This window comes from Actinoplanes sp. NPDC051470, assembly GCF_040682035.1.
Lineage (GTDB): Bacteria > Actinomycetota > Actinomycetes > Mycobacteriales > Micromonosporaceae > Actinoplanes.
Genome location: NZ_JBFBAA010000003.1, coordinates 20,799 through 35,319, shown reverse-complemented (window position 1 = coordinate 35,319; position 14,521 = coordinate 20,799). Strand labels below are relative to the sequence as shown.

Annotated in this window: 15 protein-coding genes; 10 read left to right on the top strand and 5 right to left on the bottom strand. The window is 71.2% G+C overall.

Annotated elements, in window-relative coordinates; genetic code table 11:
- The first annotated feature begins 81 nt into the window (after window positions 1-81).
- The 8 genes from rapZ (at window position 82) to AB0M54_RS07290 (ending at window position 7,128) form a co-directional block, all read left to right on the top strand.
- The gene (rapZ, locus tag AB0M54_RS07325; protein WP_364325544.1) at window positions 82-969 is read left to right on the top strand and encodes an RNase adapter RapZ; all 888 of its coding nucleotides are present in this window, start codon (window positions 82-84) and stop codon (window positions 967-969) included.
- Complete coding sequence (yvcK, locus tag AB0M54_RS07320; protein ID WP_364325179.1) at window positions 966-1,937, top strand: uridine diphosphate-N-acetylglucosamine-binding protein YvcK; 972 nt, start codon at window positions 966-968, stop codon at window positions 1,935-1,937. Before rapZ ends, yvcK begins: the two co-directional genes overlap by 4 nt.
- Before the next feature lie 59 nt (window positions 1,938-1,996).
- A complete protein-coding gene (whiA, locus tag AB0M54_RS07315) occupies window positions 1,997-2,977 on the top strand; it encodes a DNA-binding protein WhiA (RefSeq protein ID WP_364325176.1) in 981 nt (326 codons plus the stop codon).
- Between the two features lie 330 nt (window positions 2,978-3,307).
- The gene (gene gap / locus AB0M54_RS07310) at window positions 3,308-4,303 is read left to right on the top strand and encodes a type I glyceraldehyde-3-phosphate dehydrogenase (protein WP_364325173.1); all 996 of its coding nucleotides are present in this window, start codon (window positions 3,308-3,310) and stop codon (window positions 4,301-4,303) included.
- Window positions 4,300-5,502, top strand: a complete 1,203-nt coding sequence (locus AB0M54_RS07305) for a phosphoglycerate kinase (RefSeq protein ID WP_364325541.1) — start codon at window positions 4,300-4,302, stop codon at window positions 5,500-5,502. Before gap ends, AB0M54_RS07305 begins: the two co-directional genes overlap by 4 nt.
- Window positions 5,502-6,293 (top strand): triose-phosphate isomerase, encoded by a 792-nt coding sequence (gene tpiA, locus AB0M54_RS07300; RefSeq protein WP_364325170.1) that lies wholly within the window; start codon window positions 5,502-5,504, stop codon window positions 6,291-6,293. The genes AB0M54_RS07305 and tpiA overlap by 1 nt, the downstream gene beginning before the upstream one ends.
- 85 nt (window positions 6,294-6,378) lie before the next feature.
- Complete coding sequence (gene secG / locus AB0M54_RS07295; protein ID WP_364325167.1) at window positions 6,379-6,633, top strand: preprotein translocase subunit SecG; 255 nt, start codon at window positions 6,379-6,381, stop codon at window positions 6,631-6,633.
- Window positions 6,634-6,786: 153 nt separating this feature from the next.
- Window positions 6,787-7,128 (top strand): RNA polymerase-binding protein RbpA, encoded by a 342-nt coding sequence (locus tag AB0M54_RS07290; protein ID WP_364325164.1) that lies wholly within the window; start codon window positions 6,787-6,789, stop codon window positions 7,126-7,128.
- Between the two features lie 6 nt (window positions 7,129-7,134).
- Here AB0M54_RS07290 and AB0M54_RS07285 read toward each other — a convergent pair whose 3' ends face one another.
- Entirely contained in the window at window positions 7,135-7,734 is a 600-nt protein-coding gene (locus AB0M54_RS07285) for a GNAT family N-acetyltransferase (RefSeq protein WP_364470037.1), read from the bottom strand.
- A gap of 746 nt (window positions 7,735-8,480) precedes the next feature.
- Here AB0M54_RS07285 and AB0M54_RS07280 point away from each other — a divergent pair.
- Both AB0M54_RS07280 and AB0M54_RS07275 read left to right on the top strand, forming a co-directional pair.
- Window positions 8,481-9,362 (top strand): SigE family RNA polymerase sigma factor, encoded by an 882-nt coding sequence (locus AB0M54_RS07280; protein WP_364469713.1) that lies wholly within the window; start codon window positions 8,481-8,483, stop codon window positions 9,360-9,362.
- Window positions 9,359-9,883: a hypothetical protein gene (locus AB0M54_RS07275; protein WP_364469711.1), complete on the top strand. Its 525-nt coding sequence runs from the start codon at window positions 9,359-9,361 to the stop codon at window positions 9,881-9,883. Before AB0M54_RS07280 ends, AB0M54_RS07275 begins: the two co-directional genes overlap by 4 nt.
- 101 nt (window positions 9,884-9,984) lie before the next feature.
- On the opposite strand, the gene pgl is transcribed toward AB0M54_RS07275, so the two are convergent.
- From pgl to tal, 4 genes are all read right to left on the bottom strand, one after another.
- Complete coding sequence (pgl, locus tag AB0M54_RS07270) at window positions 9,985-10,755, bottom strand: 6-phosphogluconolactonase (protein WP_364325156.1); 771 nt, start codon at window positions 10,753-10,755, stop codon at window positions 9,985-9,987.
- A complete protein-coding gene (locus AB0M54_RS07265; protein WP_364469709.1) occupies window positions 10,752-11,771 on the bottom strand; it encodes a glucose-6-phosphate dehydrogenase assembly protein OpcA in 1,020 nt (339 codons plus the stop codon). Before AB0M54_RS07265 ends, pgl begins: the two co-directional genes overlap by 4 nt.
- A complete protein-coding gene (gene zwf, locus AB0M54_RS07260) occupies window positions 11,768-13,285 on the bottom strand; it encodes a glucose-6-phosphate dehydrogenase (RefSeq protein ID WP_364325535.1) in 1,518 nt (505 codons plus the stop codon). Before zwf ends, AB0M54_RS07265 begins: the two co-directional genes overlap by 4 nt.
- 85 nt (window positions 13,286-13,370) lie before the next feature.
- Entirely contained in the window at window positions 13,371-14,513 is a 1,143-nt protein-coding gene (gene tal, locus AB0M54_RS07255) for a transaldolase (protein WP_364325150.1), read from the bottom strand.
- Window positions 14,514-14,521: the final 8 nt, after the last annotated feature.

Sequence of the window (14,521 nt, the reverse complement as noted above, 5' to 3'; positions counted from 1 at the left end):
GAAACCGGCCGGGCGGTCGGCCTAGGATGCAGTGTCGCCCGACGGGGGCGGAAAGTGACGCGGGAGGCGTGCGTGACCGAGATGGCGGACGAGACGCTGGGGTCCGAGGAGGAGACCGACCTGGTGATCGTCACCGGGCTCTCCGGCGGCGGGCGCAGCACGGTTGCCCGCGCTCTGGAGAACGTCGGTTACTACGTCGTGGACAACCTGCCGCAGGCGCTGATGCTCGACATGGCTCAGCTGGCGGCCAAGGCCGGCGGGGCCGCCCGGCGTACCGCGATGGTCCTCGACGTACGCAGCCGCGCGTTCTCCACCGACCTGGGCGGCGCGGTCCACGCCCTCGAGGAACGTGGCTTCTCGCCCCGGGTGGTGTTCGTGGACGCCGACGACGAGGTGCTGATCCGGCGCTTCGAGTCGGTGCGGCGGTCACACCCCCTCCAGGGTGACGGACGGCTGGCCGACGGCATCGCCGCCGAGCGGAAGCTGCTCGAAGAGGCCCGCGAGCAGGCCGATGTGATCATCGACACCAGCCACCTCAACGTGAACCAGCTGCGCCGCCGGGTGGAGGAGCTGTTCGGCGGTGAAGACGCGCGCAAGCTCCGGATCACGGTGCTGTCGTTCGGGTTCAAGTACGGGCTGCCGCCGGACGCCGACTACGTGATGGACGCGCGGTTCCTGCCGAACCCGTTCTGGGTGCCCGAGCTGCGCGACCACACCGGTCTGGAAGAGGCGGTCAGTGGGTACGTGCTGGGGCAGGAGGGCGCCGGGGACTTCGTGTCCACGTACGCCTCGCTCATCGCCACCACCGCGCCCGGCTTCGAGCGTGAGGGCAAGCGTTACCTGACCGTGGCCATCGGCTGCACCGGTGGCAAGCACCGCAGCGTCGCCATCGCCGAGGAGTTGACCAGCAAGTTGCGAGACATCCGCCTTTCCGCCCACGCCTCGCACCGCGATCTGGGGCGCGAGTGACCGGACCGACGCGAGTCGTCGCTTTCGGTGGTGGGCACGGCCTCAGCGCCTCGCTGCGCGCGCTGCGGCTGTCCCAGCTCGACCTGGACATCACCGCGGTCGTCACGGTCGGCGACGACGGCGGGTCCAGCGGCCGGCTCCGGGCCGAACGTGACGCCCAGCTGCCACCCGGCGACCTGCGTCAGGCGCTCGCCGCGCTGGCCGACGGCGACGCCACCGCCCAGCGCACCGCGCAGCTGCTCCAGCACCGGTTCGCCGCGGTCGGCGAGGGCGACCCCGACCCGCTGAGCGGGCACGCGGTCGGCAACCTGCTGCTGCTCGGCCTGATGGAACTGCTCGGCGACCCGGTCGTGGCGTTGCAGCACGCCGAGCGGATGGTCGGCGCGCACGGCCGGGTGCTGCCGATGGCCTGCCACGCGGTGGGCATCGAGGCCGACGTGCGCGGTCACGACCCGGAGCGGCCTCAAGAGACGATCACGGTCCGCGGTCAGCACCAGGTGGCGATCACCACCGGCCACGTCGAGGCGGTACGCCTGGTCCCGGCGGCGCCACCGGCCTGCCCGGACGCGCTGGCCGCGATCGCCGAGGCGGACTGGCTGATCTTCGGGCCGGGCAGCTGGTACACCAGCGTGCTCCCACACCTGATGGTGCCCGAGCTGGCCGAGGCGATCGTCGCCAGCCCGGGCCGCAAACTGGTCACGCTCAACCTGGCGGCCGACAACGAGACGCTCGGCCTGTCCGTGGCCGACCACCTGCGGGCGCTGCACTGGTACCTTCCCGCGTTGCGGGCCGACGTGGTGCTGGCCGACGCGAAATGGGTGGGCGAGCCCGAACCGGTGCATCATGCCGCGGAGGCCCTGGGCGCCAGGTTGGTTCTGGCACCACTGGCCGTTGCGGACGGCAGCGCCAGGCATGATCCTGAGTCGTTGGGTGTTGCACTGGTGCCTGTCCTGGGTGCCGATCGTTAAGCATCAGGCACAACACGGCACACACTGTTGAAGATCCGGCACATGAGGTGACGAAGACGATGGCGATGACAGCGGCGGTCAAGGACGAGCTGAGCCGGGTCGACGTACCCAAGCCCTGCTGCCGCCGCGCCGAGATGGCGGCCCTGCTCCGGTTCGCCGGCGGCCTGCACATCGTCTCCGGCCGGGTGGTGGTCGAGGCCGAACTCGACACCGGCGCGGTGGCCCGGCGCCTGCGGCGTGAGATCCACGAGGTGTACGGCTACCAGTCCGAGGTGCACGTGCTGGCCTCCGGCGGCCTGCGCAAGGGCAGCCACTACATCGTCCGGATCGTCAAGGACGGCGAGGCCCTGGCCCGCCAGACCGGCCTGCTCGACGTGCGCGGCCGCCCGGTGCGTGGCCTCCCGCCGCACGTCGTCTCGGCCAACGTCTGCTGCGCGGTGGCCGCGTGGCGCGGCGCGTTCATGGCGCACGGCTCGCTCACCGAGCCCGGCCGGTCCAGCGCCCTCGAGATCACCTGCCCCGGCCCCGAGGCGGCGCTCGCCCTCCGCGGCGCCGCCCGCCGGCTCGGCATCACGGCCAAGGAGCGCGAGGTACGCGGCGTCGACCGCGTGGTGATCAAGGACGGCGACGCGATCGCGGCGTTGCTCACCCGGATCGGCGCGCACGGCTCGGTGCTGGCCTGGGAAGAGCGCCGGGTACGCCGTGAGGTGCGCGCCACGGCCAACCGCCTGGCCAACTTCGACGACGCCAACCTCCGCCGCTCGGCCCGCGCCGCGGTGGCCGCCGCGGCCCGCGTCACCCGCGCCCTGGAGATCCTCTCCGAAGAGGCGCCCAACCACCTGACCAGCGCCGGCCAGCTCCGCCTGGAACACCGCCAGGCCTCCCTGGAGGAGCTGGGCGCCCTGGCCGACCCGCCACTGACCAAGGACGCCATCGCCGGCCGCATCCGCCGCCTCCTGGCCCTGGCCGACAAGCGTGCCCGCGACCTGGGCATCCCCGACACCGAGGCCGCCGTGACCCCCGAAATGATGGCCTGCTGAGGCTGGCCGCGGCGCACACCCGAGGGTGGCCGGGGCGGGCGCACACCGCTGCCGCGCCCCGCCGACCCGGATGGTTCCCCACGGCCTGGAGTTGCAGGGAGGCCGTGGGTGATAACGAGCACCTACTGTGCGCGTACCCCTTATAGGTTTTAAGTAACGGTGGGATCGCGCCCCGGCAGCGAGGCCGAGCCGCACCTCGGATAGGGTGCGGTTGACGGCGACGGTGCCGCTAAGCATGGCCCGACCGCGCTGCACAGATGCGGCTGCGACGGCCACACCAAGACTCGCCGGCCGAGATTAGAACAGGTCGGCCTAGCACGAGGAGACCCTGTGACCATCCGGGTTGGCATCAACGGCTTCGGCCGCATCGGCCGCAACTTCTTCCGGGCCGTGCAAAAGTCCGGCGCGGATATCGAGATCGTCGCGGTGAACGACCTCACCGACAACGCGACGCTCGCGCACCTGCTCAAGTACGACTCGATCCTGGGCCGCCTGGACGCCGAGGTGAAGGCGACCGCGGACGAGATCACCGTCGGTGGCAAGACCTTCAAGGCGTTCGCCGACCGTGACCCGGCCAACCTCAAGTGGTCGGACGTCGGCGCGGACGTGGTCATCGAGTCGACCGGCTTCTTCACCGACGCCACCAAGGCCAAGGTGCACGCCGACAACGGCGCGAAGAAGGTCATCATCTCGGCGCCGGCCAAGAACGAGGACATCACGATCGTGATGGGCGTCAACGACCACCTCTACGACGCCGCGAAGCACACGGTCATCTCGAACGCCTCCTGCACCACCAACTGCCTGGCGCCGATGGCGAAGGTGCTGAACGACACGATCGGCATCGAGCGTGGCCTGATGACCACGATCCACGCCTACACCCAGGACCAGAACCTGCAGGACGGCCCGCACAAGGACCTGCGCCGCGCCCGCGCCGCCGCCCTCAACGTGGTGCCGACCTCGACCGGCGCGGCCAAGGCCGTGAGCCTGGTGCTGCCCGAGCTCAAGGGCAAGCTGGACGGCTTCGCGATGCGCGTGCCGATCCCGACCGGCTCGGCCACCGACCTGACCTTCCAGGCCAAGAAGGAGACCTCGGTCGACGAGGTCAACGCCGCGATCAAGGCGGCCGCGGACGGCCCGCTCAAGGGCATCCTGGTCTACACCGAGGACCAGATCGTCTCGTCCGACATCGTCACCGACCCGGCCTCATGCATCTTCGACGCCGGCCTGACCAAGGTGATCGGCAACCAGGTCAAGGTCGTCGGCTGGTACGACAACGAGTGGGGCTACTCGAACCGCCTCGTCGACCTGGTGAAGCTGGTCGGCTGATCTTGAAGACTCTCGACGACCTGCTCGGCGAGGGTGTCTCGGGTCGGCGCGTGCTCGTGCGTGCCGACCTGAACGTCCCGTTCGACAAGAAACAGGCTGGTGTCATCACCGACGACGGCCGGATCCGCGCGGTGCTGCCGACCGTGATCGCGCTGCGTGACGCCGGCGCCCGCGTCATCGTCTTCTCCCACCTGGGCCGGCCGAAGGGCGCGCCCGACCCGGCGTTCACCCTCGACCCGGTCGCGACCCGGATGGGCGAGCTGCTCGGCACGCCGGTCATCTTCGCCTCGGACACCGTGGGACCCGCGGCGTCGGCGGCGGTGGACGCGTTGTTGGACGGGCAGATCCTTCTGCTGGAGAACCTGCGCTTCAACGCGGGGGAGACCTCGAAGGACGACGCCGACCGCGGTGCGTTCGCCGCTCAGCTCGCCGCCTTCGGCGACGCGTACGTGGACGACGCGTTCGGGGCGGTTCACCGCAAGCACGCTTCGGTGTACGACGTGCCGGCGCTGCTGCCGCACTACGCCGGTGGCCTGGTGCTGCGTGAGCTCGAGGTGCTGAAGAAGGTCACCGAGAGCCCGGAGCAGCCGTACGTGGTGGTGCTCGGCGGTTCGAAGGTGTCCGACAAGCTGGCCGTGATCAAGGCGCTGCTGCCCAAGGTGGACAAGCTGCTGGTGGGTGGCGGCATGTGCTTCACGTTCCTCAAGGCCCAGGGCCACGAGGTCGGGAAGTCGCTGCTCGAGGACGAGATGATCGACACCTGTCGCGATCTGCTGGCTTCGGCCGACGGCCGCATCGTGCTCCCCGTGGACGTCGTCGCCGCCACTGCTTTCAGCGCGGACGCCTCGTTTGAGACGGTCGACAGTTCCGACATCCCGGCCGACCGGCTGGGGCTCGACATCGGCCCGCGTTCGGTCGCGCTCTTCGCCGAGGCCATCGGGCCGGCGAAGACCGTGTTCTGGAACGGGCCGATGGGCGTGTTCGAGCTGGCGCCGTTCGCGGCCGGCACCCGGGGCGTGGCCGAGGCGATCACCAAGATCGACGGCTTCTCGGTGGTCGGTGGCGGCGACTCGGCGGCCGCCGTGCGTACGCTCGGCATCGACGAGTCCGCCTTCGGGCACATCTCGACCGGCGGCGGCGCGTCGCTGGAGTACCTCGAGGGCAAGACCCTCCCCGGCGTCGCCGCTCTGGAGAAGTGATGGCTGACCAGACCCGCCGGCCGATCATGGCCGGCAACTGGAAGATGAACCTCAACCACTTCGAGGCCATCGCCCTGATGCAGAAGCTGGCGTTCAGCCTCAGCGAGGAGCAGCTCGCCGCGGTCGAGGTGGCCGTGCTGCCGCCGTTCACCGACCTGCGCAGCGTGCAGACCTCGGTCGACGGGGACAAGGTTCAGATCGTGTACGGCGCGCAGGACCTGTCGCCGCACACCGGCGGGGCGTACACCGGGGACATCTCCGGCGCCATGCTGGCCAAGCTCGGCTGCACCTACGTGGTTGTCGGCCACAGCGAGCGCCGGCAGTACCACAACGAGGACGACGCGCTGGTCAACGCGAAGGTCAAGGCCGCGTTCGCGGCCGGGCTGACGCCGATCTTCTGCGTCGGTGAGGGCCTGGAGGTGCGCGAGGCCGGCGATCAGGTCGCCCACGTGCTCAGCCAGGTCGACGCCGGTCTGGACGGGCTCAAGACCGACCAGATCAAGCAGACCGTGATCGCGTACGAACCGGTGTGGGCGATCGGCACCGGCAAGACCGCGACTCCCGACGACGCGCAGGAGGTGTGTGGCGCCATCCGGGTCCGCATCACCGAGGCGCACGGCGCGGAGATCGGCGACGCGATCCGCATCCAGTACGGCGGTTCCGTGAAGGCGGCGAACATCGCCGCGATCATGGCAAAGCCGGACGTGGACGGCGCTCTCGTCGGTGGCGCCAGCCTGGACGCGGAGGAATTCGCGTCCATCTGCCGCTTCAAGGAGCACGTGGCTCGCTGACACCACCCGGCCGCCCACCGTGGCGGCCGGGTATTCCGCTATTATTGCGGCGCTGTTGTGCCCTTTGAGAGGACTGACCCCGGCCATGCCCACCTGGTTCGCGTACACGTTGATGTCATTGCTCGTGCTCACGAGCCTCATCCTGACGTTGCTGATCCTGCTTCACCGCGGCAAGGGCGGCGGCATGTCCAGCATGTTCGGCGGCGGTGTCACCTCCAGCCTGTCCGGTTCCTCGGTGGCCGAGAAGAACCTCGACCGATACACCGTTCTGGTCGGCGTCGTGTGGTTCGCCTGCATCGTCGGCCTCGGGCTCTGGCTCAAGGTCCACCAGGCGGGCTGACGGCGAGCCTTCTTATCTCGACTTCGGAGTCGTAGACTCTGCCGCGCGGTCCGGTCACTCCGGGTCGCGCGGTTCTTTTAGCGACGTACTTTTCTCGGGCCCCGTTTCTCAGAACTGGGTGCCGTCATTCTTTGCCTGACAGGAGTTGCGTCCGTGTCCAGTGGCAGCGCCATCCGCGGTAGCCGCGTCGGCTCCAGCCCGATGCGCCCCGACGAGCGCAGTGAGCCCGCCCCCCGCCGGGAGGTGACCTACTTCTGCGCCGCCGGGCACGACTCGATCGTCAAGTTCGCGGCCGACGCCGCGGAGCCCGAGACGTGGGACTGCCCGCGCTGCGGTCAGCCGGCCGGGCTCGACCGGGAGAAGCCGCCCGGTCGCATGCGTACCGAGCCGTACAAGTCGCACCTGGCCTATGTGAAGGAGCGTCGCTCCGAGGCCGACGGCGAGGCGATCCTGGCCGAGGCGCTGGCCAAGGTCCGCCAGCGCCGCGGCCGGTAGGTCGCGTTACGCCGTCTCGCGCACCAGGAACAGCGCGCCCGCGTCGGCGACCGGCATCTCGGTGAAGCCGAGCCGGTCGTAGAAGACGCGGGCGCCGGTGTTGTCACGGGCCATGCCCAGATGCACCCGGGTGACGCCGGCGCGGCGCAGGCCGGCCAGGAACGCCTCCATCAGGCCACGGCCGAAGCCCTTGCCCTGCCACTCCGGCAGCAGGTCGATGTGCAGGTGGGCGGGGTAGTCGGCCATCTCCGGCACGAGCATGCGCTCGGGGTCGAGGGCCAGGCCGAGCCAGAAGTCGGTCTGGTTGACCGGCGGGTCGTTCGGGGCGGGGTAACGGGTCTTGACCAGCGGCAGCCACTCCTCGCGGAAGCGGCGCACGAACGCCGGGGTGTCGGCGGTCCCGAGGACGTAGCCGACCGCATGCCCCTCGCCGTCATCCAGGACGTAGGCGTGTTCCGGCTCGAGCGTCACGTACGGCACCGCGAAGATGTCACCGACCAGGTGGTCGTCGATGGTGGTGCCACGGGCGTCGCCGCCGCTGTCGGCGGTTCGGACACAGATGTCGTAGACGGCGTCGAGGTCGGACGGGCGGTAGGAGCGGATCATCGGCTGCACATCGCTCAGTTTAGAGAGCGCTCTCAGGGTGACGTGGATCACGCGGCGATAGCCAACCGATTTCGGGCTGAAGCGTCCGTCCAGGCGTAGGGAACGATCCTCGACGCTTGGGAGTGGCTTGATGGGACGCATGCGCACGGTGGTATTGGTGTCCGCGGCGGTGGTGGCCGGGTTGGGTGGCACGGCTGTGGCGGCGCTGGCGGCCAACGCGGATGACGCCACACCTCGGCCGGTGCCCCCCGCGGTTGGCCCGCGCTCGCCTGGGGCGCCGGCTGAGACGAAGCCCGGGGCGCCGGCTCCGGTTTCGCCCGGGGCGCCGGCTGAGGCCACGCCTGGAGCTCCGGCTCCGGTTTCGCCTGGGGCCCCCGCCCGGGTTTCGCCGGGGGCTCGGCCGCCGGTGGATTCGCCTGGTGGCCGGCCTAAGGCTCGCCCGGCGAGGCCGGCTGAGTCGCCGGCCGCGCGACGTGGTGCGCCCACGCCGCCGCGGGATCAGAAGGGGCGGGCGCCGGCCGAGGCCACGCCGCGTCCGGCGTCGCCCGGGTCGCGGCCTCGGCCGGCCGACGACACTGGGTCGCGGTCTCGGCGCTGACCCCCGACCTGACCCTGCCCCACCCCCTTTGCTCTGCGCACAAATACTCACCCCCGGTCCACCGCCGCCCCGGCGATGCTGAGTTTGAAGAAATCCCAGGTCAGTCGCCGTTTACGGCCCGGCGAGCTGGCCTGGCCGGCTGCCCGGGATGAGCGCGCCAGCCACCCGCCACGATGTTTCTGCAGGTGGGAAGGGGGGTGAGTATGAGTGCGCAGAGCAAAGGGGCGACGGGCTGTCATGCTCACTCCGTGGCGGAGGGCGGCGCGGGGCGCCATTGTCCACGGGTCCACTTCTCGGTTGTCTGGATGCGATGAGTCTTCTTCTTCCCCTGTCGTCCCCGGTCTGGTGGGGGCGGCTGCTGCGCGTGTTCCGCTCGATGGCGGGCGGTGTCGCCGCGGCGGCGGGGCGGTCCCCGGAGGCGCGTGTCGGGGTGGGACGAGTTTGGGGCGCGGCTGGTTCGGGCCCGGGAGCTGCGGGTCCGGGAGCTGTGGGCCAAGGCGCTGCGGGACCGGGGGCTGCGGGGACGGGCGCCGGTGTCGGGGCGGGCGGTGGGTTTGATGAGCTTTATCGGGCTCGACGGCTCGGGCTGGTGCGGCTGGCCGTGTTGATGGTCGATGACCTGGGCTCGGCGGAGGACATCGTGCAGGAGGCGTTCGCGAAGTTGTGGCGGCGGCATGGGGAGGATCTGCGCGGGGTGGATGATCCGGCGGCCTACCTGACCACCGCGGTGCTCAATGCGGCGCGGTCGGCGTTGCGGCGGCGGAAGGTCGCGCGGGCATATGTCGCGCCCAGGGTCGGAGTGGCACCGGCGGCGGAGGATCTGGCGCTGCTGGGGGAAGGGGATCGGGAAGTGCTGGCGGCGCTCGGGCGGCTGACCGCGAGGCAGCGGCAGGTGGTGGTGTTGCGCTACTGGTCGGAGTTGTCGGAGCAGGAGATCGCGGACGCACTGCGGGTCTCCCGCGGGACGGTGAAGTCGACGGCCAGCCGGGCGCTGACCATTCTGCGTGGGGCGTTGGAGGGTCGGCGATGAGCGATGAACTGGACGTCCGGGTGCGCCGGGCGCTCGCGGCCCGCGCGGGGCAGATCACCCCGGAGCGGCTGCGGCCGGCCGAACTGCCGGCCGAACTGCCGGGTGGCGCGCAGGGCGACGCGGGGAAGGCGGGGCGGTCGGGAGTACGGGGCCGGAGTCGGCTGCGGCAGTGGCTGGTGCCGGGGCTCGCGGGGGCCGCGGCGATGGCGGTGCTCTTTGCCGTACTCGTGATCAAGCAGCCGGACGGGCCGCCCGCGCAACCCGCGGTGCCGCCGGCTGGGCCCTCCTCGATCGCGCCCACGCCGTCGCGGCCGGAGGAGTCGCCGCGGCCTGAGGAGTCGGGACCCGATGAGCCGGCGCCGCCCGCGCCGACCAGGCCTGGAGCCCGGCCGGGCGACGTCCGGTCGTCACCGGGGCCGGAGCCGGGCGATGAGGTTCCGCCGCGGCGGGGCCCCCAGGACAGTGACGCCCGGCCGACTCCGGGCGAGCCGCCGGGCGAGTCGCCGCGCCCGGAAGGCTGACCGCCCGGCGCCGGGCCGACTCCAGGCCCGGTGGCCCACCGCGAGAGGCCCGGCGGCCCGACCGTGAGAGGCCCGGTGGGCTGACCGGCCGGGAGGGTGGGTCAGCGCAGGCTGCGCATCTTGGCCGGCACGTTGGCCGCGGCCGCCCGGTCGAGGAGCCACAGGGTCTTCTCGGTGCCGGACACGCCGGCCGCGGGGATCTGCTTGGGGCCGGCGCCCTCGAGGGCCATGCCGACGGGGGCGGCCTTGTCGGGGCCGGAGGCGATCAGCCAGACCTCTTCGGCCGTGTTGATTGTGGGCAGGGTCAGGGTGACGCGGGTGGGCGGGGGCTTGGGGCTGTTGTGCACGGCTGCGGTCGTACCCGTCTCGTAGCCCACCGGGTGTTCCGGGAAGATCGACGCCACGTGGCCGTCCTCGCCGACGCCCAGCATCAGCACGTCGAAGTGGGGCAGTTCGGAGCTGCCGGGCTTGGCCGCGGCGGCCAGCTCACGGGCGTACCGGTCGGCCGCCGCCTCCGCGTCGTCGCCGTCGGGGCCGTCCGAGGGCGGCATGGCGTGCACCCGGGCCGGTTCGAGCGGCAGCGCGTCGAGCACCGCGGCGCGGGCCTGGGTCTCGTTGCGGTCGGGGTCGCCGGACGGCAGGAACCGCTCGTCGCCCCACCACAGGTCGACGTGCGACCACTCGATCGCGTCGGCCGCCGGCAGCTCCTGCAGCGCGCGCAGCACCTTGCCGGCGATGCGGCCGCCGGTGAGCACCACGCCGGCCCAGCCCCGTTCCGCCTGGGCGTCGATGATCTTGACGACCAGGCGGGCCGCCACGGCCGACGCCAGGATGTCGGCGTCGGGTACCACCACCACTACGGTCTCGCTCATGCCGCGGAGCCGCCCGGCCCGGCCATCGCTCCGGTCGTGTCGCCGGCGCGGGCGGCCAGGGCGGGGTCCTTCCAGACGTGTACGCGGGACGGCTGCTTGTGGTCGAGCCCGGTCAGCCCGGCCATCGCCCCCAGCGCCTCGCCGTAGATCTGGTCGGGGTCGAGCCGCCGCAGTTCCTCGGCCAGCTCGTCGCCCACCGGCCGCTTCGGCAGCGGCATGTAGCGGTCTTCCTGGCCGGTGCGGCTGAACAGCGCCGTGCCCTCTTCCCGGGTGACCGACACGCGGTCGCCGTTGGCGCACTCCAGCGCCACCGAATGCATGCGCGGCGAGCGGTCGGTCGGCTGCCACACCGGCTCGATGCCGAGGCGGGACCGCAGCCAGCCCTTCATCAGCGCGGCCGTCGGGTCGCTCGGCGGCGCCACGATGGTCGCGCCGGTGACCCGCTCCTCGGTGGTGTCGAAGGCGCCCGCGACCAGGGTCCGCCACAGGGTGATGCGGGTCCAGGTCAGGTCGGTGTCGCCGGGGGCGTAGTCGGCCGCCCGCTGCCGCAGCGCCGCGACCGGGTCGGTGGCGAGCGCGCAGTCGGTGATCCGGCGGTCGGCGACCACGCCGAGGAAGTCGTTGGCGATCAGGTCGGGTGGCGTCTCGTGCCACCAGGTCACCACCGGCACGTCGGGCGCCAGCAGCGGCATGACCACCGACTCGGCGTGCAGGGCGAGGCGGCCGTACATCCGCATCACCACCGCCTCGGCCGGGCCCAGCCGGCCGCCGACCACGATCTCGGCGTCGAGCCGGCTGCGGCTCGCCTCGAGGTCGGAGCGGACCACGATGAGCAGCCGGCACGGGTGTGCGGCGGCGGCGATCGTGGCGGCCGCTTCGGCCTCGCGTACCTGCTTCTCCTCGACCACCGCGATCAGCGTCAGGGCGAGACCGGACGCCACGCCCCCGGCACTGCGCCGCTCAGCGGCCAGGGCCTTGACGACCTCGTTGCCGGTGGTGTCCCACAGCCCGATCATGCCCGCCTCCAGGAACGACCCTCGCGGGCCAGCAACTCGTCGGCCGCGCGCGGCCCCCACTCGCCGGCGCGGTAGGGATGTGGCTTCTTACCGGCCCACGCCTCCTCCAGCGGGTCGATGACCCGCCAGGACTGTTCGACCTCGGCCGCGTCCGGGAACAGGGTCCGGTCGCCGACCAGGACGTCGAGCACGAGGCGCTCGTACGCCTCGGGGCTCGACTCGGTGAACGCCGCGCCGTACTGGAAGTCCATCGCGATGTCGCGGACCTCCATCGTGGTGCCCGGCACCTTGGACCCGAACTTCAGCACCACGCCCTCATCCGGTTGCACCCGCACGACCAGCTGGTTGTGGCCCAGCATCTCGACGTCGGCCGGGTCGAAGGGCAGATGGGGCGCGCGTTTGAAGAGGATCGCGATCTCGGTCACCCGGCGGGGCATGCGCTTCCCCACGCGTACGAAGAACGGGACGCCCGCCCACCGCCGGTTCTGGATCCCGAGCCGGACCGCCACGTACGTCTCCGTGGTCGAGTCTTCCGGGATGTTCTTCTCCTCCAGGTAGCCCACCGCGCGCTCGCCGGCCACCCAGCCCTGGAGGTATTGCCCGCGGACGGAACCCTGCTCGATGTCCTCGGGCAGGCTGATCGCCTTGAGGACCTTGAGCTTCTCCGCGCGTACCTCATTGGGGTCGAAGCTCGTCGGCTCTTCCATGCCGACCAGCGCGAGCAGCTGGAGCAGGTGGTTCTGGAGCACGTCGCGGGCGGCGCCGGACGCGTCGTAGAAGGCGGCGCGGGTGCCGATGCCGACGTCCTCGGCCATCGTGATCTGCACCGAGTCGACGTACTTGGAGTTCCAGACCGGCTCGAACAGGCTGTTCGCGAAGCGCAACGCCATGATGTTCTGGACGGTCTCTTTGCCCAGGTAGTGGTCGATGCGGTAGACGTCTTCGGGCGTGAAGACCTCGTCGACCAGCTGGTTCAGCGAGATCGCGCTCTGCAGGTCGTTGCCGAACGGCTTCTCGACGACGACCCGGCGCCAGCCGCCGGACTTCGCGTTGTCGGCCATCCCGGTGCGGTTGAGCTGGTTGAGCACCAGCGGGAACGCGGCCGGCGGGATGGAGAAGTAGAAGGCGGCGTTGCCCGGGATGCCGTTGCGTTCGCGCAGGTCGTCCAGGGTGGCCGCGAGGTGGTCGAAGGCGGCGTCGTCGTCGAACGAGCCGGGCACGAACTGGAACTGGCTGGCCAGCCGGGTCCAGACGTCTTCGCGCCAGGTCGTCCGGGCGCCCTTCTTGGCGGCCTCGTAGGCGAGCGACTCGAACTCGCCCTCGCCCCAGTCGCGCCGGGCGAAGCCCAGGACCACGAAGCCGGGCGGCAGGAGGCCGCGGTTGGCCAGGTCGTAGACGGCCGGGATGAGCTTCTTACGGGAGAGGTCACCGGTGACTCCGAAGATCACCAGAGCGCACGGCTCCGGGATCCGGGGAAGCCGACGGTCCTGTGCGGTACGCAGCGGATTGCCCACGAGGTCCATCCTGCCAAATGTCGCTGGGTTACGCGGGGGAAGCCGCCGCAGGCCAGATGCCCGCGGCGGCCTCCGTTCGACGCCTCTAGCTGTCGGCGGCGTCGCTCGGGCTCGGCGAGCCCGCCTTGGCGGCGTCGAGCGACTTCTTGACGTCCTCGAGCAGCTCGCCCCAGCTCGCCTCGAACTTCTCGACGCCCTCGTCCTCGAGCACCTTGAAGACGTCGGTGAGGTCGACGCCGATCGCGGCCACGTCGTCCATGACCTTCTGGGCCTCGGCGTACCTGCCGGTGACGGTGTCGCCCCGGGTCTCGCCGTGGTCCTCGTAGGCCTTGATGACCGACTCGGGCATCGTGTTCACCACGCCGGGGGCGATGAGTTCCTCGACGTAGATGGTGTCCTTGTAGGCCGGGTTCTTGGTGCCGGTGGAGGCCCACAGCGGGCGCTGCGGGTGGGCGCCGGCGTCGGCCAGGGCCTGCCAGCGGTCCGAGCCGAAGACCTCGGCGTACGCCTGGTAGGCGAGCTGGGCGTTGGCCACCGCGGCCTTGCCCTTGAGCGCCTTGGCCTCCTCGCTGCCGATCTTGTCGAGACGCTTGTCGATCTCGGTGTCCACCCGGGACACGAAGAACGAGGCGACCGAGGCGATCTTGGTGAGGTCGTGCCCGTTGGCCTTGGCCTGCTCGATGCCGGCCAGGAAGGCGTCCATCACGGCGCGGTAGCGCTCGAGCGAGAAGATCAGCGTGACGTTGACGCTGATGCCCGCGGCCAGCGTCGCCGTGATCGCCGGCAGCCCGGCCTCGGTCGCCGGGATCTTGATGAACAGGTTGGGCCGGTCGACCAGCCACCACAGCGTCTTGGCCTCGGACTGCGTCTTCTCGGTCAGGAAGGCCGAGCGCGGGTCGACCTCGATGGAGACCCGTCCGTCCACCCCGTTGGAGGCGTCGTACGCGGGCCGCATCACGTCGCACGCCCAGCGCACGTCGTACGAGGTCAGCAGGCGCACCGCCTCTTCGACGGTCACCTCCTGGGCGGCCAGGTCCTTGAGCTGCTCGTCGTACGAGCCGGCGTCGGACAGCGCCTTGGCGAAGATGGTCGGGTTGGTGGTCACGCCGACCACGTGCTGCTCGCGGCGCATCTGGTCGAGCGAGCCGGTGTGCAGTCGCACCCGGGAGAGGTCGTCGAGCCAGACCGCCACCCCTGCGGCGGACAGCTCGGCCAGTCGGTCGGTCATCGTGCTAC